The sequence below is a fragment of the Planktothrix agardhii genome (assembly GCF_904830935.1).
In the GTDB taxonomy this organism is placed as follows: Bacteria; Cyanobacteriota; Cyanobacteriia; order Cyanobacteriales; family Microcoleaceae; genus Planktothrix; species Planktothrix agardhii.
Window position 1 is genome coordinate 3038657 of the sequence record NZ_LR882952.1, and the last position, 22012, is coordinate 3060668.

At 39.7% G+C, this 22012-nt stretch carries 23 protein-coding genes; 10 read left to right on the forward strand and 13 right to left on the reverse strand.

The genetic code is table 11. The annotated features are described in order from the left end of the window. Positions 1 to 52: 52 nt before the first annotated feature. Positions 53 to 2800 carry a pentapeptide repeat-containing protein gene (locus tag NMG88_RS14240; protein ID WP_235751559.1) on the reverse strand — a complete coding sequence of 916 codons (2748 nt, stop codon included), beginning with the start codon at positions 2798 to 2800 and terminating at the stop codon, positions 53 to 55. A 93-nt stretch (positions 2801 to 2893) separates the two neighbouring features. On the opposite strand from NMG88_RS14240, the gene NMG88_RS14245 reads away from it, so the two are divergent. Continuing rightward, positions 2894 to 3910: a HEAT repeat domain-containing protein gene (locus NMG88_RS14245; RefSeq protein WP_052338585.1), complete on the forward strand. Its 1017-nt coding sequence runs from the start codon at positions 2894 to 2896 to the stop codon at positions 3908 to 3910. 27 nt (positions 3911 to 3937) lie between these two features. On the opposite strand, the gene NMG88_RS14250 is transcribed toward NMG88_RS14245, so the two are convergent. The 6 genes from NMG88_RS14250 to NMG88_RS14275 form a co-directional block, all read right to left on the reverse strand. Next, positions 3938 to 4540: a hypothetical protein gene (locus tag NMG88_RS14250; RefSeq protein WP_051340315.1), complete on the reverse strand. Its 603-nt coding sequence runs from the start codon at positions 4538 to 4540 to the stop codon at positions 3938 to 3940. After that, positions 4537 to 4917 (reverse strand): DUF1823 family protein, encoded by a 381-nt coding sequence (locus tag NMG88_RS14255; protein ID WP_042154548.1) that lies wholly within the window; start codon positions 4915 to 4917, stop codon positions 4537 to 4539. Before NMG88_RS14255 ends, NMG88_RS14250 begins: the two co-directional genes overlap by 4 nt. 74 nt (positions 4918 to 4991) lie before the next feature. Beyond that, positions 4992 to 5552: a Uma2 family endonuclease gene (locus tag NMG88_RS14260; protein ID WP_042154546.1), complete on the reverse strand. Its 561-nt coding sequence runs from the start codon at positions 5550 to 5552 to the stop codon at positions 4992 to 4994. A 135-nt stretch (positions 5553 to 5687) separates the two neighbouring features. Then, positions 5688 to 5906, reverse strand: coding sequence for a hypothetical protein (locus tag NMG88_RS14265; protein WP_026788109.1), 219 nt, complete (start codon positions 5904 to 5906; stop codon positions 5688 to 5690). Positions 5907 to 6202: 296 nt separating this feature from the next. After that, a complete protein-coding gene (locus tag NMG88_RS14270) occupies positions 6203 to 6964 on the reverse strand; it encodes an amino acid ABC transporter ATP-binding protein (RefSeq protein ID WP_026795342.1) in 762 nt (253 codons plus the stop codon). After that, the gene (locus tag NMG88_RS14275) at positions 6930 to 8417 is read right to left on the reverse strand and encodes an ABC transporter substrate-binding protein/permease (RefSeq protein WP_227373494.1); all 1488 of its coding nucleotides are present in this window, start codon (positions 8415 to 8417) and stop codon (positions 6930 to 6932) included. The genes NMG88_RS14270 and NMG88_RS14275 overlap by 35 nt, the downstream gene beginning before the upstream one ends. Before the next feature lie 261 nt (positions 8418 to 8678). Between NMG88_RS14275 and cysC the strand changes: the two genes are divergently transcribed. The 4 genes from cysC to NMG88_RS14295 all read left to right on the forward strand — a co-directional run bounded on the left by cysC (position 8679) and on the right by NMG88_RS14295 (position 11108). Then, positions 8679 to 9215 carry an adenylyl-sulfate kinase gene (gene cysC / locus NMG88_RS14280; protein WP_026795344.1) on the forward strand — a complete coding sequence of 179 codons (537 nt, stop codon included), beginning with the start codon at positions 8679 to 8681 and terminating at the stop codon, positions 9213 to 9215. A 139-nt stretch (positions 9216 to 9354) separates the two neighbouring features. Continuing rightward, complete coding sequence (locus tag NMG88_RS14285; protein WP_227350706.1) at positions 9355 to 10074, forward strand: DsbA family protein; 720 nt, start codon at positions 9355 to 9357, stop codon at positions 10072 to 10074. 136 nt (positions 10075 to 10210) lie between these two features. Then, positions 10211 to 10777: a lysophospholipid acyltransferase family protein gene (locus NMG88_RS14290; protein WP_081846383.1), complete on the forward strand. Its 567-nt coding sequence runs from the start codon at positions 10211 to 10213 to the stop codon at positions 10775 to 10777. A 37-nt stretch (positions 10778 to 10814) separates the two neighbouring features. Further along, entirely contained in the window at positions 10815 to 11108 is a 294-nt protein-coding gene (locus NMG88_RS14295; RefSeq protein ID WP_042154538.1) for a DUF2288 domain-containing protein, read from the forward strand. Here NMG88_RS14295 and NMG88_RS14300 read toward each other — a convergent pair. The 6 genes from NMG88_RS14300 to NMG88_RS14325 all read right to left on the reverse strand — a co-directional run bounded on the left by NMG88_RS14300 (position 11091) and on the right by NMG88_RS14325 (position 17208). Further along, positions 11091 to 11804 (reverse strand): 5'-methylthioadenosine/S-adenosylhomocysteine nucleosidase family protein, encoded by a 714-nt coding sequence (locus tag NMG88_RS14300; RefSeq protein WP_042154537.1) that lies wholly within the window; start codon positions 11802 to 11804, stop codon positions 11091 to 11093. The genes NMG88_RS14295 and NMG88_RS14300 overlap by 18 nt on opposite strands. A gap of 115 nt (positions 11805 to 11919) precedes the next feature. Further along, positions 11920 to 12096, reverse strand: a complete 177-nt coding sequence (locus tag NMG88_RS14305; protein WP_227357965.1) for a P-loop NTPase family protein — start codon at positions 12094 to 12096, stop codon at positions 11920 to 11922. 180 nt (positions 12097 to 12276) lie between these two features. Continuing rightward, a complete protein-coding gene (locus tag NMG88_RS14310; RefSeq protein ID WP_214559766.1) occupies positions 12277 to 15843 on the reverse strand; it encodes a PAS domain S-box protein in 3567 nt (1188 codons plus the stop codon). Between the two features lie 33 nt (positions 15844 to 15876). Beyond that, positions 15877 to 16200, reverse strand: coding sequence for a circadian clock KaiB family protein (locus NMG88_RS14315; RefSeq protein WP_227357963.1), 324 nt, complete (start codon positions 16198 to 16200; stop codon positions 15877 to 15879). A gap of 26 nt (positions 16201 to 16226) precedes the next feature. Next, the gene (locus NMG88_RS14320) at positions 16227 to 16553 is read right to left on the reverse strand and encodes a circadian clock KaiB family protein (protein ID WP_227357962.1); all 327 of its coding nucleotides are present in this window, start codon (positions 16551 to 16553) and stop codon (positions 16227 to 16229) included. A 148-nt stretch (positions 16554 to 16701) separates the two neighbouring features. Continuing rightward, positions 16702 to 17208, reverse strand: a complete 507-nt coding sequence (locus NMG88_RS14325) for an Hsp20/alpha crystallin family protein (RefSeq protein ID WP_042154531.1) — start codon at positions 17206 to 17208, stop codon at positions 16702 to 16704. Between the two features lie 277 nt (positions 17209 to 17485). Between NMG88_RS14325 and clpP the strand changes: the two genes are divergently transcribed. From clpP to NMG88_RS14350, 5 genes are read left to right on the forward strand one after another with little or no spacing between them, the layout of a single operon-like run. Next, complete coding sequence (gene clpP / locus NMG88_RS14330; RefSeq protein WP_042154529.1) at positions 17486 to 18196, forward strand: ATP-dependent Clp endopeptidase proteolytic subunit ClpP; 711 nt, start codon at positions 17486 to 17488, stop codon at positions 18194 to 18196. A gap of 12 nt (positions 18197 to 18208) precedes the next feature. Further along, positions 18209 to 19558 (forward strand): ATP-dependent protease ATP-binding subunit ClpX, encoded by a 1350-nt coding sequence (gene clpX, locus NMG88_RS14335; protein WP_042154527.1) that lies wholly within the window; start codon positions 18209 to 18211, stop codon positions 19556 to 19558. 57 nt (positions 19559 to 19615) lie between these two features. Then, positions 19616 to 21058: a GH39 family glycosyl hydrolase gene (locus NMG88_RS14340; RefSeq protein WP_072005201.1), complete on the forward strand. Its 1443-nt coding sequence runs from the start codon at positions 19616 to 19618 to the stop codon at positions 21056 to 21058. After that, complete coding sequence (locus NMG88_RS14345; protein WP_052369574.1) at positions 21051 to 21239, forward strand: hypothetical protein; 189 nt, start codon at positions 21051 to 21053, stop codon at positions 21237 to 21239. The genes NMG88_RS14340 and NMG88_RS14345 overlap by 8 nt, the downstream gene beginning before the upstream one ends. Positions 21240 to 21291: 52 nt before the next feature. Continuing rightward, the gene (locus NMG88_RS14350; protein WP_042154525.1) at positions 21292 to 21930 is read left to right on the forward strand and encodes a YqiA/YcfP family alpha/beta fold hydrolase; all 639 of its coding nucleotides are present in this window, start codon (positions 21292 to 21294) and stop codon (positions 21928 to 21930) included. The last annotated feature ends 82 nt before the right edge of the window (positions 21931 to 22012 follow it).

Here is a 22012-nt window from a genome sequence, read left to right on the forward strand (position 1 = left end):
AACAACGGATATGATATCCCAAACTCTTTTAATCATAGTGGATCAGCGAGGGTTATTCAGGGCTTGGTGTTAATATCCGACCATCGGGTAATATTGCGCCAGTTAAAATCGCCTCTGTGCAGTTTACCCCAGTTAGAACAGTTCCCTGAAGATTAGCGCGGGAAAGGTCAGCCAGAGCTAGATTGGCCCCACTTAAATTAGCGTCTTTTAAGTTAGCACCGATTAATTGTGCTTGACTGAGATCGGCATTGCTCAGGTCTGCTCGTCTCAAATCACAAAAATTTAATCGGGTTTGTTGTAAATTGGCACTAACTAACTTGACTCGCTGTAAGTTAGCACCCGTCATTTCCGCTTGGCTTAAATTCGCTACGACTAATTTAGCCTGTTTTAAGTTGGCTTGGGTAAGATTGGCATTTTGGAGATTAGCTCCAATTAAATTAGCATAACTTAAATTGACTCCGGTTAAATCCAGACCAGATAGGTCGATACCTTGAAAATTGCGATCGCCATTTTTATATCTTCGCATCAGTTCCCCCCGGGTACTAATACTAATATCCCTTTGAGGTAAAAATAACTGGGGAAAGGTGAAGGTATTGCCACTTTTGATCACCTGTGAAACTTCTTCATAAAGCGGATAGGAACCTAAACCACTTAATCGTAACCAACCTCGAGAACGAGTCATGGCGACAAATAATTGATTACGAAAATTGAGGTTATTTTCAGCGATCGCAACTTGCTCTAAACCGACAATATAAACCATATCTGCTCCCTGTCCCTTAGCTCGATGAATCCGAGAAATTGTCACCCCACCTTCACACCAAAATTGATTGCCATGGGCATTATGATAACTGGGTTTTAGTATATTACAATCAGAGGTTCCAGGGATAAAAATATCAATGCCTTGCTGAATTAAAAAGTTGGCAATATAGGTTTGTAGTTGTATCGCTTCCCAACCGATTCCTAAAACAATAATTAAAATTTCTCGACTGGGGCGCAACCCGTCAATTTTTAGATTATAAACCAGGCGATCGCTTAAATCAATTAATTCCTCTGAACGAGAATGATAGGCCTCAAATTCAATCAAAGGTTGTTTCCATAACTGAGCCATGGGATTCAGGGAATTTTCTTCAGAACGTTTTAAAGTAATGGTTTCTTCTGTTTTCAAATAAGCATTAATAAGAGATTTTTCCTTTAGTTTTGGATTAGATAAAATTACTTCATAACCCAGCATTGTCCAGTCTTCTACCCAAGCAGTTCCGGTTAATAATCCTTGGGGACGTAATAATCCCAAATCCAGGCTATGAGCCGCAGTTAAAATTTCTCCAGGGACTCGATAACATCGAGACATAATCTCTGTTTTTTGAATCCCATTGCTATATTCCCCTGTTACTAATTGTCCCAATTCATCCCCAAATAATTCACTCGCCGTCGGAATTTTTAAACTATCTAAACTTTGGATTTCATCATAGGCCCAAATTAATCTTTTTTGTGGAATTTCCCCAATATTCCCATCGGCAACTGTCACCGGACGTAAAGCTTGATAGGCCATCCAATAAAAAGGCTGTTTTCCCTCAAATTTCAGGTCATCCTCCACCATAAAATCCTGACCTTCATCAATTAAAACCGCATCAAAAATAGCTGGAATTATAGCGGATTTCAATAAATGTAAACAAGCCTCTGCTAAAGATTCATTGGCTTTTAAACGAGTAGTTTGTTGTAAACTTTGGCTCCAAATCCCCGCCGATTGACAAATAGTTCTATAAAAACCCTGTTGATCTTTAGCTCCCCAAGCATGGAGAACTTTTAACTTAGAATTTTGAGAATCATAGCTAATTTGATTACAACTAAATCTTCTTAAATATTGATCCACCTGTTGTAAAATAGGTTCATATAAACTGCGACTAAAAAATACTAATGCAATATCCCACTCTGGATATTTAAGGTGCATTTGCACCGCTTTTTGACATAATAAAACAGTTTTTCCTGAACCCGCAACTCCTCGGATGCGTTGTGGCCCTGGGGGAATCACCTTAGCAATTTGTTCCTGTTGTAAATCCAATTCAGAAATACGTTTTCTAACCGTTTCTAATACCGCACTACGGGTTAAAGAAGGTTCCAAATAATCCTTTGGACTCAAAAAAAATCGACGAGTCGGCGTCCTAAATAACGGCGTCCCACTAATTACCGCCTTTAACACCCGCCATTGTTCCGGGGAAAGTTCCGCACCTTTTGCCAGCAAGGGTGCGGTTTTGATCCGTTCGATTAAACCCAACTTTTCCCCAGTTTTCCCCGATTCTGTGATTAAATCTTCTCTAAATAAAATTGGCGGACAACTCGGTAACAGGTCAAATCCCCGATACTGCCATTCAGATTCAAGAATCCGGGGTAGGGCGACCAATACACGACCAGGAACGGCTCGACGGAGAATTTCCTCTAAATTGCAATATTCTAATAAAGCATATAATTGATTTTCAGCCTGTTGATAAGGGTTGGCTTGGGTAGTATAAGATTCTTGTAGTTCCCAGCAATGACCTCTAATCCCTAGAATTTGCTCAATTGTTATTGATTTCACCTCAATAATAATTAATCCCCATTCTGCATCTACGATTAAAATATCAGGTTCCTTGCGAAACCGTCCCAGTTTCGAGAAAATCGGATAGCGCCAATAGGCAATACAATCTCGTTGGACAAAGCTTTGAGAAATGCCAGTCCAAACTTGAGATTCTGCCCGTTCTCCTGCTAAAAATAGAGGTTCAGTGGCAATGAATTTGCGTTCTTGGGATTTGCTATCTCCGATCATTTTTATCCGGTTTCTTACGGCTACAGGTTAAACTAACAAAACGATTGATTCCCATAATATCCACCCTAGCCGATCACAAATTTATTGAGTCTTATGGCTCCTTTTTATCGCCTGACCCTATTTCTATTGGTCTATATTGCCTCCTGGGGTGGAACTTCCTACTTCAGTAGTAGGACTATGGCCGCGGTTGCCAACAAAACCGAACCCCTGACACACACAAGTGATCGCTCCTCCACCAACCCGTTAGGGAGTTCCGATTTATCCTGGCAACTCGCCCAAACTAACCCAGAAAAACCCCCTACCCCAGACGCTAAAACACCCCCACCTCCAAAAAAATCAGGTTTCCGTCTCCCCTCAAAAACATTAATTCTTGGAGTAGGGGCTTTAATTATAACGGTCGGAGCCATTTTAATCTTAATTCGACTAATCAGTCCCTCCGATCCCGAAGAAGGTAAAGTTATTGATATTCAGGCGCAAACCCTGCCTAAATCTCACCCTGAACCCTCTCCATCGGTCAAGGAACAGCCCCAAACCGCCCCCACCGTGATCCAGCCGGGACAACCTTCTGTGTTCTCAGAAGTGAATAGTCATCCAGAGGCGACATTACAAATTTCTAAAACCGATACACCACGGTCAGAATACCCGGCGAGTTCCTCATTAATAGATGCGCCGTATCCGGCTAAACTCGATCCCCAGGAACAATGGATTAATGATTTAAAACAGACTAACCCCAATATTAGGAATAATGCTATTTGGGAACTGGCTCAAGCCGGAGATTCACGGGCAATTCAAGCCTTATTAGAGTTATTAATTAATTCTGACTCAAATCAGCGCAGTTTAGTTTTAGCTGCTCTTTCAGAAATTGGAACTCGCACCTTAAAACCCTTAAACCGAGCGTTAAGTTTGTCCCTTCAAGATGAAAATGCGGAAGTCAGAAAAAATGCAATTCGAGATTTAACCCGAATTTATGATTTAGTCACCCAAATGAGTCAAATTTTACAACGAGCTATTGATGATCCTGATCCTGAAGTTCAGGAAATGGCAAAATGGGCAACGGATCGATTAAGTCGTTTGCGTTCTACTAATAGTCGTGATGAACCTTTAGGATAATTACAAATTACGAATTACGAATGGGTTTTATTTTAATTCTTCCGTAAAATCAACGCTCGCACCGCGAGTATATTCACCATCTGAAACACCGTCCCGATTAGAGTCAAATAAGATAACCCCAGCCTGAAAATAACATTGTAAACTGACTGTTTCTTTCCCATCCTCAGAAACTAAGATATTAATATCACCTCCATGGGTTGCACATTTAAAACTCATGCGTTCGACTTGTTGACTATTTTGTTTTAAAATAGCCTGAATTTTAGGATCATCACTGGCTATTTTTACGCCAAATTCTTGTTCATGACCCGGAAAAGGAAGAACCCCCAATTCTTGTCCCAACCGTTCTCCTCTCTTTATTTTAGCTTCCCAACAGGTCAAATAAACAACTTTACTTTTATTTTCATTGGAATAAACTAATAATCCTAATCTTTGAGGCGGTAAACATTGTTTTTGATAATCCTGGGTTTTTTTAGGAAAATTAGACTGTAGTTTTTTCCAGAGGGTTTTACAGGATTCTGTTCCACAGTTTCCGACAATTTTGTTAGTAGGTTCAGCCGAGGAAAGCGGACTTAAAACCAAACTAATTCCAGTAAAACAAATAGATAAACCCAATAATTTTAATAGTTTCATATTAATTTTAGTTCTTTCATTTGGGATAATAACCAACTTGCCATGGTGGCGCGTCGAGTATCTCTGGGGTTAAATTCCCCGATTTTATAACCCTTAAAACCCAATTCTTCCTTGAGCAATTGTTTATTCTCTGCGGGAATAGAACGAGTTAATTTTACCGTTGCGGGACGACTTTCGATAAAATCAGGAGGTGCGGGATATTCGGTTTTCCAATGGGGATCGGCATTTGTCCCATCCCATTGATCGGTTTCAGGATCATACCGATATCCCAGATAATACCAAACCAATTGATTAACAGTAGCATCATCAAGATCTTGATTCATAATCGCCCAAATTGTATCGGTATTTAAGGGGGGAAGTTCCAGGGAATGGGTCATAGTCAAAAATTGAATTTTTCAGCTATTCTCTATTTAACCATAATTTTGCTTTTGGGGCGATCGCTTTTCCTAATTTAACTCAATTTTAACCAACTAAAAATCATCTCTGCTGTTAATTCTAATTCAATTCCTGCTAAAACAGGCAATTTTTTGTCACCTTGATATAATTCAATTCTTTGCCCAGGAAATAGGGCTAAAATACTTTCTGCTTCTGGATCAATTAACCAGCCTAATTCCGTCCCATGGCTTAAACAATGGAGTAATTTACCTAAAATTTTAGTTTGGCTTTGTTCAGGAGAAAGGATTTCAATTGACCAGTCAGGATGAATTTCAAATCGATTAACAATTCTTCCCGATGGCAATAAAGGAATTCTTTCCCATCTAAATACAGTAACATCTGGAACAATAGATACTCCCCCAAAAGTACAGCGTAGCTCTGGGAAAGCATAAGCTATTTTTGAGGTTTCAGTTATCTGGTTAATGACGGCACAAAGTTTACCCTGTAATCTACTATGTTCACCTTGAGGCATGGATTTTTGAATAATTTTTCCTTGAAAAAATTCCGATGCTGGTTTAGTTTCGGGAAATTTCAGGAACTCCTCTAAAGTCAGTTGAGGCTGAATAACTGGAGTCATTATATCCATTTTATTAAGCGTGAATTAAATAATATAATTATATCTGATCAGTCGAAAAACTAGGTTTCAGCAAGCTATCTTGAGAAACCTAGTTGCTGGGAATTGTTGATGGATTAAAAAACTCACACCGACGTTTTAATAAGCTAAGGTTTCCAGGGTTTCACGCAAGTACAAACTCACTAATTGATCTAAATTATTGGTGGGTTCAATTAGGTTTAAATCCCGTTCTAATTCCCAGCGTTGAAAACCGGAACTAGATGCGATCGCCACTTTCAAACTTTTCCAGATTTGAGAATCTTCACCCCACTGATTTGAAGCTGAAGCGGCGTTATTCTCAAGGGTTGAATTTGCCATAGTTCTGTACCTCTTTAACAATAGTATCGACTTGATTGATAGAAAAATTCACCTCCCCCGTGATACAGATTATCATTTAAACTGAGACAACTCAGTTGGATGAGGAATCAGAATGCACCGAAGACAGGAATTAATGTAGCACTATTTAATATTACACAATTTTTGTCAGATTGGGTCAAGAAATCCTGATATTGAAATTATATAGCAGTTTTTGTAGCTATATTTACAAAGATCAAGCCTAATTTAACCACAAAGACACGAAGACACAAAGAAGTTGTCAACACTAAGATTGATTGCTATAGCATTTTCTCTAAAAACTGCTTTGCCCGTTCAGATTCGGGATTTTTAAAAAACTGTTCTGGGGGAGAATCTTCAGCTAGTAAGCCACTATCTAGGAATAAAATCCGGTTAGAAACTTCCCTGGCAAATCCCATTTCATGGGTGACAATTGCCATCGTAATTCCGGTTTTTGCTAAGGCTTTCATCACTTCTAAAACTTCTTTAACCATTTCAGGATCAAGGGCGGAGGTGGGTTCATCCATTAATAAAATATCGGGCTGCATGGCCATGGTTCGAGCGATCGCTACCCGTTGTTTTTGACCTCCTGAAAGTCGGGAGGGATAGACGTCTGCTTTGTCTGCCAAGCCGACTTTTTGTAATAACTCCATCCCTAAATCTTTGGCGGCAGATTCGGAGATTTTCTTGACTTTTATCGGAGCGTAAATCACATTTTTTAAGACACTTAAATGGGGAAATAAATTAAAGTGTTGAAAGACCATGCCTACGGACTGACGAATTTTATAAATTTCGGCTTTCGGGTCAGTAATTTCCATCCCATCAATGAAAATATGCCCAGATGTCGGGGTTTCCAGAAGATTAAGACAGCGTAAAAAGGTGGATTTCCCACATCCTGAAGGGCCAATAATAGATACAACTTGCCCTTTTTGAATCTCGGTTGAAATCCCTTTTAAGACTTTTAAATCGCCAAAGGATTTATATAAACGGTCAACTTTGACCGCCGGATCAACTGTTACTTTTGAGTTTGCGTTCAAGTCCATTTGCCCCCCAAGTTAAGGTAATAATCATGATATAATAAATAATCGCCACAAAAATCAAGGGTTCAAAGTAAATATACTTTTCCGCCCCGACAATTTGCGCCCGCCGTAACATATCTTCTACCCCAATAACGGATACTAAGGTTGAATCTTTTAACAGGTTAATACTTTCATTGACTAAGGCGGGAAGAATGTTTCTCAGGGCTTGGGGTAAAATAATATCTACCATCATCAGTTGATATTGAATACCCAAGGCTTCACAGGCTTCTTTCTGACCTTTATCAACGGCTTGAATGCCCGCCCGAATGGTTTCGGAAATATAGGCTCCAGAATTTAAGGAAAAGGTTAATATCCCCGCTTGAAAGGCGGTAATATCATATCCGGTGAGTTGGGGTGTGGCAAAATAAATTAAGGTTAATTGTACCAGTAAGGGTGTGCCTCGAAAAATGGATGTATACGCTTGGGAAAAAATATTCAGGGGTTTGATAGTTGAAATTTTAAATAGGGCGAGAATTGTTCCCCAAATAAATCCGAAGAAAGCCGAAACCAAACTAAATTGTAAGGTAATAAAAATCCCAGCTAAGATATAGGGAATATTGGGAGCAATTTTATTAAAATCGAGTTTTAATCCGCTTTCATGGGGAACTTCTGGGGTTTCTAGGGTAGCTTGACGATCAAACCATTTCTTGGCAAGTTCCTCAATTTTACCACTGGCTTGCATCTGTTGAATCACCTGATTAAAGGGTTGTACTAAAGGTGAGTTTTTGGGAAAAGCGATCGCCGATCCTGCCGCTTCGGTATTGGGAACTTCGTGATAGACTAACCCTGGATTTGCTGCAATATATCCCCTAACAATAGTATTTTCTAAAACCCCCGCATCCAGCCGTTTTGATTTTAACTCCTGAATAATATCACTGGTTTTATTTAAAGGAATAGCCGTTACCCCCGACCAATTTTTAACGGCTTCCTGCTGAATTGATCCCAGTTGGACACCGACTTTTTTGCCTTTTAATTGTTCGGGATTAGTATAGGCTTTAGGATCAAGACTAACAATGGTATTTTTAGCTTCAAAATAAATATTAGAAAAAGCTACATTTTTTTTTCGCTCAGGAGTAGGGGTCATTCCCGCCATGACAAAATCTGCTCGTTTAGCGGTTAAAGCTGGAATTAAGCCATTAAAATCTATGCCATTAATTTTTAGATCGTAGCCTAATTGCTGAGTAATATATTCGGCAATATCTACATCAAAACCCACAATTTTATCACCACTGGTTGCCGTATCTTTAAACTGATAGGGGGGATAGTCTGGGGAAGTTGCCATGATTAGGGTTTTGGTTGTCCCCGATGGTTTTTCCTGGGCAGAAATGGGAAGATGATGGCTAGTAATAATCCCCCCAATTACTAAGGTTGTCAGAAATAAAAATAGTAGATATTTGAAGGTTTTTTTCAAAATCATGTTGGGTTGATGTTTTCGCTTTGAATGGATGCGCTCAAGCGCAACAACGAGTTATACGTTTTTATACTGATTACTGTTTAAACTACATTATTCAAAGAAATTCTGTCAAATTTGATAGTTTTCACAAGGGAATACAAATTATTGTTTAAATGTCAAGTCCACTAAACCGAGAATTAAGATTTTGGTTGACTCGCGCTGCAATCTCGACTTACCATAATCTATTGGATATCTGAACGAATAATCACGGGAGAAAAAACCTGAATGCAGCATCGAGGTGTAACAGTATGGTTTACGGGTTTGAGTGGTGCGGGAAAAACCACCATTAGCCAAGCGGTTGCTCAAATATTCCAAGAGAAGGGATGTAAACTAGAGATTTTAGACGGGGATATTGTTCGGGAAAATCTCACCAAAGGTTTAGGATTTAGTAAACCGGATCGGGATGAAAATATCCGTCGGATTGGATTTGTTGCTAATCTCTTAACCCGAAATGGGGTAATTGTCCTGGTTTCTGCTATCTCTCCCTATCGAGAAATTCGCGAAGAAGTGCGGGGCAAAATTGGGGATTTTGTGGAAGTTTATGTGAATGCGCCCTTAACAGTTTGTGAAGGTCGAGATGTCAAAGGATTGTATAAAAGAGCCAGAGCGGGTGAACTTAAAGGCTTTACAGGTATTGATGATCCCTACGAAGCCCCAACAAATCCAGATGTTGAATGTAATACGGATCACGAAGATTTATCCGAAAGTGTTGCTAAAGTCTTAAAAAAATTAGCGGATTTAGGTTATATCTCCAACGATTAGGAAAGGAGTTGACGGTTAACTGTTAGGATAAAAAAAACGATGGGAACAAAGGATTATGAACATCTCTAGGACAAGACAACAACTTTATCGTCAATCAAGGTTATGGATCACAATAGTTTTGATCGTTGGTGTGACTTTGATGAGTTGTTCAAAATCCGCCCAGTCCGATCAAACCGTTAAAGTTAGTCCTCAACTGGAACAGCAAATCCTGCAAGTAATTCGACAGCATCCAGAAGTGATTTTAGAGTCCGTCCAAGCCTATCAACAGCAACAGGACGGCCAACTAAAACAGGCGCGACAAACTTTCCTAGAACAGATCAAAACTAATCCGAAAGCGGTGATCGGGAATTCTCCCTTTACGGGTTCAGATGCTAAAAATATTGTCCTGGTGGAGTTTTCCGACTTTCAGTGTCCCTTCTGCGCCCGTGCCCACGAAACCATTCAGAAGTTTATGAAGGCTAACCAAGATCAGGTGACTCTGGTTTATAAGCATTTTCCCCTGACTCAGATTCACTCAGAGGCTCTACCCGCGGCCAAAGCATCCTGGGCGGCTCAACAGCAGGGCAAATTCTGGGAATACCAAAACGCTTTATTTACACAACAGAATCAATTGGGAGAGGCTTTATATCCGGCGATCGCAAAACAGTTAAATCTGGACGTGGAGAAATTCAATCGCGATCGCCAAGGCCCAGAAGCCCAAGCTGCGATTCAGAAGGATATCCAATTAGGGGAAAGTTTGGGGATTTCGGGAACACCATTTTTTGTGATGAATGGCGAAACCTTCTCCGGTGCGGTGGAACTCTCTAAAATCGAAGAAGTTTTAGCTACGGTTAAGGCATCCCAAGGCCAGAAAAAGTAACCCCTAACCTCGACTTTTCAACCTAAACTATTTAACCAAGCGCGTGAATCAAGAACTTGCACCCTTTGTCAGAAGCCGGGAACCCCTTTCTAGTTTGATTCTGTATCACTTGTTCAAGTGGTCGGTGATCAGCCCGATGTTGCACCTATACTTTCAAGGTCGGATTTATGGTGCGGATCGGGTTCCCCTGGCGGGGCCATTAGTGGTTGTGAGTAACCATGCGAGTGATTTTGATCCGCTCCTACTGTCAAATTGTATGGGACGCCCGGTTTCCTATATGGCAAAAGAGGAATTATTTGAAGTTCCTATCTTGAAACAGGCGATTTCCCTGTATGGAGCCTATCCAGTTAAGCGGGGTTCCCCCGATCGCAGTGCGATTCGGGCGGCTTTACAACAATTAGAAAATGGTTGGGCTGCGGGGGTATTTCTCCAAGGAACCCGCACCATTGATGGTCGAATTACGGAACCCAAATTGGGGGCGGCCTTAATTGCAGCCAAGGCGAAAGTTCCCTTATTACCTGTGTGTTTGTGGGGAACCCATGCAATTACTGATCGGGGTTCTCATTTTCCCCGACCGGTTCCCATTACGGTACGAGTCGGCGATTTAATTCCGCCTCCGGATTCTACTGACCGGGACGAATTATTGAAATTAACCCAACATTGTACCGATGAAATTAATGCCTTGCATGATCTCGGACGTTAACTTTTAATCAGTAATTAATTCTACAACCAAATTTTTTATGGAAACTGAATTTTTAAGATCCCAACTTACAGAAAACCTTGATGAAGCGGAATGGGATTGGTTAACGCCGCACCTGGAACGGGAGATTGTAATTATTGTGGAATCTCAATTGGATTTATTAACTGTAGGGGAAGCGATCGCCCAGGATAACGCCCTTTCCGTCCAACATTGGATTAGTGAATCTTTAATTCATAAACCCTCCCCCGACCAAGTTTTACAATGGAATGATCAACCAAAAAAACGATTTAAAGCCCTAATTGTGCAACCTTTTGTTTTAATTCAAGAGTTGTAATTTTTGGGTCAGTTGTTGCAAAATCGCCAGACTTTTTAAACCACTTTTAATCAGTTTTAATCCCTGAACTGGATGTTGTAATAACACTTTAATTAAGGGAAATATTTTTAATCTTCCATGATGATCAATCGCCGGGGTTAAATCTGGTAAATCTTGAGAGAAGTCATCACTGACAACCCTGACCATGGCGGCTTTAATTCCGGCTTTTGTTAAAAATTCTAATATAATTAATCCTTCCATATCCACTACTTCCACGGGATCAAGTTGGCTTAATTTTTGTTTTTCGGTGGCGGTGGTAATCACCCTGTCAGTAGTTAACCCCCTGACTAAATGGGAGGAAATTAATTTTTGGTGTAAGAATAAAGCTAAATCATAATCCCAGGGAAATGTAATATCCTTGGGATCTTCACCGAAATCTCTTGACATTAAAGGTAAACAATTTTGATAAATAACAACATCCCCAACCTGGAGATTAGGGGATAAACTGCCACATAATCCCAGAACTAAAACCTGTATAGAAGACCGACTGTTAACTACCTCTGAATTGAGCCATGTTTTTAAATAAACGGTTAAATACTGAGAACCAATCGGAATTGGTAAAACCTTAATTGTGGATGAGTTAATCGGCTGTAATCCCTTTAACACCGCCCGGTATTCCTGACCTTGAGGAACAAGAATAAAATTGAATGGTTCCATCCCCTATCTTAACCCTGGTAATAGCTAAAAACAGACAACCTAATCAGACACAGGCATTAATTCTGTTAAATCTAGCTAGGAACTTGCCTATTGTTCCATGATTCTATCATTTCATTTAGGCGAGAGCTAATTGTTTAATTCTTCTTTCCAAGGACGAAGTATAGTTAAGCTTAAAGGATTGGGTAGCACTTAAGTCAGGCATTTCTTGCCAACAGTGGCGACATCTCCAAACCAGATGACCTTTACGAATATGTTGGAGCATGGGTGATGCACAGCAGGGACAGGTAGGCATATAAGTTTATTAAACCTCGTATGAATTAGCAACTGATGAGTTTCGGGGATAGGGAGCAAACTCTATCGTTAACACTTAGATAATGATTTCAGAATAAAAAACAAATTTGAAGAAGTTTTGAAGATCGGAAAAATCCTGAAAATTTGTAACAAATCTATACATTTAAGATAGAAAACGGACTTAAGTATAGTGATCAAAATTAGAGCCAAAAACACAAACTCGGTTTCTTCCTTCTTCTTTGGCTTGGTATAAAGCCGTGTCCGCCGCCCGCATAATTGACTCTCCGGTTAAACCTTGGTTGGGGAACATAGAAATACCTAAAGAAAGGGTAATTTGACCTAAATCTTGATCCCGGTGTTTGGGCTTTAATTCTTGCACTTCAACTCGGATTTGTTCTGCTCTTTCTTTCACAAATTCCAGAGAAATTTCTGGTAAAATCAGGGTAAATTCTTCACCCCCATAACGACAAGCAATATCTGACCCCCGGACATTTTTTTGTAAGATATTTCCCAGTTGTTGCAAGACAATATCTCCGCCATTATGACCAAAGGTATCGTTATAATTTTTAAAATGATCAATATCAATCATAATAATTCCTAAGCCAAACTTTTGACGTTGAGCGCGGTTAATTTCTCGTTCTAAGGATTCTTCTAAATAACGACGATTATATAACCCAGTCAAACCATCTCGGATACTTTGATATTCTAAGGCTTCTCGTAATTTCAAGTTAGCTAAGGCTAAAGCAATATGTTCAGCCACGGCCGTTGCTAACCGTTGTTGGTCTTCCGAAATTTGTCCCGATTCTTCGGAGGCTAAACACAATAATCCTAACGCATCTCCCTGGGCAATCATGGGTACACAAAGATGTTCAACCATCACCGGATAAGTAGCCGGAAGTTTATTTTTTTCAGGGGGTTTAGGAATGATTTCACTGGAATTATTAGAATTTAATTGATATTGACGATAATTTTTTTGATGAATATGTTTACACAATAAATTACTGGTTGTAGCCGGAACAAAATGGGATCTACCTCGCCGTAATGCCCAGCAATCTTGAGGAGAAAAAACCGCATCACTGATTCCCTGTAAATCTCCCCAAATCGCTACCATTTCTACTAGATTTTTAGAATTTCTAGCCACAAATAACCCCCCCGATATTTTTGGGAAAAAAGGCTTGAGTAAATCATTCATCACTTGATAGGCTTCTTCGGTAGAATTACAGGCTTGTAAAAATTCACTCATTTGACCTAAAAGCATGGTTTCACGGTTGCGTTGTTCCAAATCATTCACCCAGCGTGTGAGGTTTTGATTGGCTTGTTGGGCGGCTTCTTCGTTTTTCTTGCGTTCTGTAATATCACGACAAGTAAGGGCGATGCCATCATCCAGAGGAACCACTTGTATTTGTAGCCATTTCGCTTTAATATTGGGGTTAGAAACTTCTAATTCTTCCTCAAAGCCTTTTCGAGTTCTAAAGGCACGCAAATAATGATCAAAATATCCTAAGTTGCTCTCTTGATAAAACACATCATTTAGTTCTTTTCCTAACAAATTATCTTTGTTTTGTGAAAGTAGTTCTTCGGCTTTAGAATTCATATCTACTAAAACAAAATTTGTTAATTTTCCCTCGGCATCTCGATAGCTTTGTAAGAGAAAAAACGCATCTAAACTGCCATCAATAGCAGCCCGGAATCGGGCTTCTGATTCCTGTAAAGCCAGGGTGGTTTTTTGACGTTCAATCGCTTCTTGTTTGAGATCATTAATGGCTTTAGCTAATTCATTAGTGCGTTGTTCTACCCGTTGTTCGAGTTCTTCATTAACTTCATGAAGTTGATTTTCTAAAAGTTTCCGTTCGGCAATTTCTCGGACTAATTCATCATTGGAAGTTGCCAGTTGCATTGTCCGTTCTTGAACTTTGATTTCTAGGTCTTCTTGAGCTTTTTGAATCGCAATTTCAACCCGTTTGCGATCGCTAATATCTCGCATAAAAACCGTTAAAATTTTTCCGGCTTCTAAGGATAACCGAGAGATAGAAACTTCGGCCGGAAATTCCGTACCATCTTTACGATAACCCGTCACTTCCTGATATTCTCCAATGTCTTGAATTAGACGATTTTCGGGTAATAATTCGGGATGATATTGACAATCTTTTTGAAATGAAAATTCAGAAATCAATAAGCTAAACGGCCGTTTTAAAATTTCATTTGCCCTATAACCAAATATTTTCTCCGCTCCTTGATTAAATAGGGTAATTTGTTGTTGCTCATTAATCGAAATAATCGCATCCTGAGCCATATCTAAAATCCCAGCCAAGCGTAAACCGGAATCTATAATTGCTTGTTCCGCTTGTTTGGCTTTGGTAATATCTCGATTAATTTTTAGAATCGCAATTGGATTTCCCTCGCTATCTTTCTTGAGTGACCAACTACTATGAATAATCACAGTATTTCCCTGTTGATTGGTTTGAATTAATTCTCCTTCCCAGTTGCCTTTTTGTAGCACTTCCTGTTTGATTTTTTCTAAGGATTGAGGAGATGGAATTTTGAGCAATTTAACTAAATTGTTTCCTAATGCTTCTGATTTAGAATAGCCATAAAGTTTTTCCGCACCCTGATTCCAATAGTTGATATGATCATTCAAATCAATCGCAATAATACCATCATTTGCTAAGTCTAAAAGTTGAGCTTGATCCTGTAAAATCTGTTGAGTTCGGGCTTGTTCTACTAATTCTTGTTTTAACCGACTATTTAAAGATTCTAACTCAGCCGTCCGTTCAGAAACTTTGATTTCTAGTTCTTCATTAATTTTTTTTAAAGATTCCTCTGACCATTTTCGCTCCGTAATATTGGTCAGAATCACCACACAGCCTTTAAAAACACTATGGGGTTTTGATAGAGGACTAGCACTTAATAAAAAGTTAATTTTTTCTCCATCTTTTCTAATAAACAGAACTTCCCTTCCTTTATAGGGATGACCATTAATCACGGGGGCAATGGAAAAAATAGAATTAGAACTTTTCTCCTTTTTTCGCAAGGAATGACCACAATTTTGTTGCGGTAAAAGTTCAAGTTTAATCAGGTCATCGAAATCAGAAAGCAGTAAATTTGCCCCTAAAATTCTCTGAGCTTCTTGACTAGCACGAATAATTTTTCCCTGATGATCACAAACAATAATAGACTCGGCTGCTTGTTCTAAAAGTAATCGAGTTAACCGCTCTTGAGCAACAATATCTTCATCTCGTTTCTGCTCTGATAAATCGGTAATAATTAAACATCCGACCTCCACACCTTTTTGATTCAGAATATTAATAGAAAGATAAACCGGAACTTCCGTCCCATCCCGAGCAATTAAGGTTAATTCCGCCTTTCCCGAACCTAAATTCGCCTTCTGAGATAGGGATTCAAATAAGGTTAAATCAGAGGGAGAAATAAATTCTTTAAAATCCGTCCCAATTAAATTTTTTAACGGGGTTTTAACTAAAGACGCTAATCGTTTATTACAATAGAGTAATAATGTACTATCGGTGGTAATGGTAGCGGCACCTTCTTTCATTTCTTCCACCAGCATTCGATAGGAAGAATCAGCCCCTTGCAGCGTATAAACCTGTTCTCCTTCTAACCCAGCAATTACTAAAGCATCAACTTCTCCATTACCAATCGCTCGTAATGTTTCCTTGGCAATTTCTAATTGGTAACGAAGATCTTGAACTTCCTGTTCTAATTCTTCTTCTGATTGCTCTAAGTCAACCATAGTTAACCGTTCATCTAAAAAATAACATTTTTTTCAAAAAGATAAATTCAAAGCCATCATAATTTTATCGGTTTGAGATAAATCCCCGATAATTCTTTGTAAAGGCAAGGGAAGAATCCGAATCAAAGTCGGGACAGCGACAATTTTTTGTCCTTCCGTGAGTTCCGGTTGTTGATATACGTCAATCACTTCTAAATCGTAATTGTCTTTTAAGTAGGTTTCACAAATATACTTGATTGTTTTCAGCGCCAGAATTGATTTAAGATTGGTTCCAGCGATATACAGACGAAAACAATAATATCCCTCCTTTGCCGGGGGCTGCAAGTCCTGTTTGGGGGCAGAGAAATAGGATTTCATAAAATAACTTCTCCTCTTATTTTAAATCAAGGATTTTCCCAACCACCTCCTTTGCACAATTCTAACCCCATCAAAATTTTTTCAGGACTGGACAAGTCCCCAATAATTTGTTTTAAGGGGGGAGGAATTTTACGAACTAAGGCGGGAAGGGCGAAAATGTGATCTTGCTCGGCGAGTCGAGGGTCATTTAACGCATCAATGATTTCAATTTGATATTCACCCTGAAGATACTGTTCACAAACTTTTTTCAAGTTGATAAATGCTCTGATGGCTTTAGGGGTTTGTCCGGCAATATACAAACGCAATTCCCAGAGTTTAGGATCACTGGGTTTCAAGTATTTTTGATTATCCATGGTCGTGGCAGCTTTTCTGGGTTCAAGACATTAACTTTCAGAGAAAGATAACTTTTGATTAGCGGTAGTAGTAACAGACAGTAGCAGAGGTTTATGTGGATATCTTACACCATTGATCATTAACTGGTAAGTGTTTAATTACAAAAATTCACGAATTTTTATAGTTAACTTCCCAAGTTTCAGATAGACGCTGTAAATCCGGTGAACACCTTACAATAATTCCCTGAGTTCGGGGGGAAACGGTTTTTTCTTTAGGCAATTTCAGCAGTAATAGATTTTGATCTAATTCTGCTGTTACGTTTTCAGGATGGACGGAATAGGGTAAGGGAATCAGACATTGAAATTGTTGGGATGGATAGGTAAAATCACAGTACCCTGGCACTTCTACCTGTTCAATTTTTTCCCCGGATAAAAACACAGTTTCTGAGGTAACACGAATTGACAAATCCTCGGGGTTGAGGCTGGGAATAGAGACTTTTAAAATAATATGACTTGAGGTTTCTTGCATCTGCACATCCCGAATCGGTGTGATGCCTTCCTGAGCAACCCAGATGGTTAAGGGGGGATCATTAGAGATGGGTTGATCCTTAATAACTTGCATCCGTTGATACAAATTGTTCAGAAATTGCCAAGGGTTCAAATTCTCGAAAATCATAGCTTAATTTTGCTTGAGTTGGTTTAAAAACAGGGCATAAAGCCCTGGGTTTTTATTTGGGATTCTTGCAACTTACCAAACAAATTTGAAGAATTTTTGAAGTTAGCTTTATTAAGATTAGAGGGAATAGGGAATAGGGAATAGGGAATAGGGAATTGCCGTTGATCTCAAATTATTTTATAATGGTGGGTCTGGGTTAGGATTTTGGGGTTTTGAACCGTCCTATCGTTACGTTTCCTCCCCGGTTCTGATTCCACTATTCTTTGATGAGGTGTTTATGATCTTCTCCCAGTCTTCCGGGTACCGAATTGATAACTATTCCAATTTTGAAGTCACAAGCGATAGTCGGATTGAAACCTTCTCTCCGAGTAATATTGTGCCGATTGTGATTGAGCAGTCGGGGATGGGGGAAAGGGCTTTCGACCTCTATTCCCGTCTGTTGAGAGAACGGATTATTTTTCTAGGGACTCCGATTGATGATGATGTGGCTAATGCCCTGAGCGCCCAACTGTTGTTCCTAGAAGCCGAAGACCCGGAAAAAGATATCCAAATCTATATTAATTCTCCGGGGGGTTCTGTGACCGCAGGTATGGCGATTCTGGACACCATGCAGCAAATTCGCCCCGATGTGGTCACCATCTGTTATGGCATGGCCGCTAGTATGGGGGCTTTTTTATTAGCCGCCGGAACCCCTGGAAAACGGATGTCTTTGCCCAGTTCCCGAATTATGATTCATCAACCCCTTGGCGGAGCCCAGGGACAGGCCGTTGATATTGAAATCCAAGCCAAAGAAATCCTATATCATAAACGGGTACTAAATGAGTTATTGGCTGAACACACGGGTCAACCGATTGAACGAATTGAGGAAGATACGGAACGGGACTTCTATATGTCCGCAGAAGATGCTAAAGAATATGGTCTAATAGATAAGGTGATCGACCGCACCCAAAATCTTCCGATTCCCGGAGAATCCGTTTCTGTAACCTAAGATGAGGTAACTATGTCCAAGTACGACTCCCATCTAAAATGTTCTTTCTGTGGTAAGTCCCAGGAGCAAGTTCGCAAGCTCATTGCAGGGCCAGGTGTTTATATCTGTGATGAATGTGTGGAACTCTGTAATGAAATTTTAGATGAGGAGTTATTCGACAGCAGTTCGGCTACACCCCCCCCAACGTCCCCCCGTCCCCAAGTCCCCCAAGCTCCCCAACGGCGACAACGGACGGGACGAGTGGGTTTAAATCAAATTCCTAAACCGAGAGAAATTAAATCCTATCTCGACTCCCACGTTATTGGCCAAGATGAGGCGAAAAAAGTTCTCTCGGTTGCGGTTTATAACCATTACAAACGGTTAGGGTTTCTACAAACGAAAACTACCGGACGTCCGGCTGAAGATAGTAATGTTGAGTTACAAAAATCTAATATTCTATTAATTGGCCCCACCGGATGCGGGAAAACCCTATTGGCGGAAACCTTAGCTAAAATGTTAGAGGTTCCCTTTGCTGTTGCTGATGCCACAACCCTCACCGAAGCTGGTTATGTGGGGGAAGATGTGGAAAATATTTTATTGCGGTTATTACAGGTTGCCGATTTTGATGTGGAAGAAGCGCAACGGGGAATTGTTTATATTGATGAAATTGATAAAATTGCCCGCAAAAGTGAAAATCCATCTATTACCAGGGATGTATCGGGGGAAGGAGTACAACAGGCTTTATTAAAAATGTTAGAGGGAACCATTGCTAATGTCCCACCCCAGGGCGGACGCAAACATCCCTATCAAGATTGTATTCAAATTGATACCAGTAATATTCTATTTGTCTGTGGGGGGGCCTTTGTTGGATTAGATAAATTGGTGGAGCAGAGGACGGGCAAAAAGTCCATGGGATTTGTCCAACAGGGAGATGTTCAACCGAAAGATAAACGCACCGTTGATGCCCTCAAACAGATGGAACCCGATGATTTGGTCAAATTTGGTCTAATTCCTGAATTGATCGGTCGGATTCCGATGATAGCGGTCTTAGAACCCTTAGATGAAGCTACCTTGGTCGCCATTTTAACTGAGCCACGCAATGCTTTAGTGAAACAATATCAAAAACTATTGCGGATGGATAATGTGCAGTTAGAATTTGATGAAGATGCAATTAAAGCGATCGCTCAAGAAGCCTATCGTCGCAAAACTGGAGCCCGAGCGTTACGGGGAATTGTGGAGGAATTAATGTTAGATGTCATGTATGAAATTCCCTCTCGCAAAGATGTCAAACGCTGTCGGGTGACGCGAGAAATGGTAGAAAAACGCTCCACAGCAGAATTATTATTACATCCATCTTCCTTACCCAAACCCGAATCAGCATAATCAGTTATCAGTCAACAGTTATCAGTTATCAGTTTAGGAGTTACTAATTATCAATTTATGACATTAAATCTATTAAATTCGGTGCATCTAAAATTCAAAGAATCTCAATTCAAACTGAAAAAACTGATCCCCGTTTTCGTGGGTTTACTCACGTTATTAAGTATTTTAGGGGTCGGACAATTTCAAGTTTTAGGACAACAACAAAACGATATTACGATTGATTTTGGAGCTCAAAGAACTGGCTTGAGTTCCGTAAGTGGCTTTTTATATGGGAAAAATGCCACCCAACCGCCAGATAGTATGATTAAGCCCTTAGAACCTAAACTGTGGCGGACTTCCCAACTGGACTTGTATCCGCGAGTGATTGGACTGGGGGCCCAATTTCAACTGATTTTAAGTGATACTTGGGGCTATGGCTCCCCCAGAGGATGGCCCTATAATAATTATGCTAAATGGGAAGAACACGTCCGACAAATCGCCCGCCAACATAAAGATAAAGTCATATTATGGGATGTTTGGAACGAACCCGACTTAAAAGAACCCTTTTGGAAAGGAACAAGAGAACAGTTTTTTGAAACCTATAAACGAGCCTATCAAGTATTACGTCAAGAATTAGGCCCAAATGTGATGATTGGTGGCCCTAGTATTGCCAAATATGATCAAAATTTTTTTACCGCATTTTTAAATTATTGTAAAGCTAATAATTTAGAAGTTAATTTTTTGTCTTGGCATGAACTCAATGATCAAGATATTACCTCAATTACGGCTCGAATTAATAATGCTCGTCGGAGTTTTCAACAAAATCCCGATTACCAAAGTTTAAAAATTCAGAAAATTTATGTTAATGAAATTATCGGCCCTACGGCTCAATATCGTCCGGCGGAAAATTTAGGCTTTTTGTATTACACCGAATTAGGACGGCCCGATGGTGCGGCTAGAGCCTGTTGGGATCCAATTAATAAAGGCAGTGGAACCAATAATTGTTTTAATAATAGTTTAGATGGTTTAGTTACCCCGGATTTATCTTTACCCAGAGCCGTCTGGTGGGTTTATAAAGCCTACACAGATGGGTTTAATTCCCGGGTTGCGAGTCAGTCTAGTAACCCTAAAATTGTTGCCTTAGCTAGTCGTGCTAATCGAGAAGGAAAGGCTCAAATTCTATTCGGTTATTTTGAACAAGCCTTTTCTGCGCCGACGGCGGGAGTCACATTAATTCTGAAAAATTTACCTAATTCCAGTGGAAATTCAACCTTCAAAGTCCAAAAAATTCCCGATTCTGGAGAACAAGTAATCAAGGAATTGGTCACAGTCCGACAGGAGAATATTACCGTAAATAATCAACAGTTAGTCCGGTTAACAATTCCTAATATTCAACTGCATGAAGCCTATATTTTAACTATAGAAAATTCAACAAATTCGCCAGGAATATCAGGGAGAAATCCGCCAACAACAACAACAAATACGTCAACTTCAGCAAGAATTAAATGGGTTGATGGCTAAAAATGCACCGGAAAGCGAACTGCGCCAAAAACATGATCAGTTTATGGCCTTAAAACAACAGATGGGAGACATTCAGTTTAATATGATGTTAAAAACCCGAGAAATTTTAACCGCAGAACAACGCACTCAACTGGCTAATTTGAGGCAAGAGCGTCGTCAAAGTCCTCGTCGCGATCGCTAATTTTTTTTAACTTTCCTATCGGTTCAAATCACAGAATCAATCATCGCAGGATATGGGAACAAAAACTTATCTTTACTTACATGGTTTTGCTTCTAGTCCTGCTTCTAACAAGGCGGAGTATTTGCGCGATCGCTTTGCATCCTTATCAATTAATTTAAACATTCCTGATTTGAACCAAGGAGATTTTTCCCATTTAACTTTAACTCGACAACTCCAACAAATTCCCACAGAATTATCCCCGGATACTTCTGATATTGTGGTGATTGGTTCAAGTTTTGGTGGTTTAACGGCGGCTAGATTTGCCGAACAAAATTTATCAGTTAAACGGTTAATTTTACTGGCTCCTGCTTTCAATTTTTTATCAGAATGGTTTCCCAAGTTAGGGGAAGAAAAATTAAATCTATGGAAAACCCAAGGGTATTTTTCTATTTATCATTATGCTGAAAAAAGGGATTTACCCTTACATTATGATTTTTTAGAAGATTTAGCTCAATACCCCGATGAACAGTTACAGCGTCAAATTCCTACATTAATTTTACATGGAATTAATGACGAAGTTATCCCGATTCAAGCCAGCCGAAACTATTTAAAAACCAGACCTTGGGTAAGATTAATTGAACTGAATAGTGATCATGGCTTAGAGAATGTTTTAGATGTAATTTGGCAAGAAATTAGGGATTTTTTAGGTTGATAAGCTGTTAAGCATTTAAACTGTATTATGAAGCAATGTGTCAAGTGTGGGGTATCTATCAGGGATTTGTCGTTATGTAATT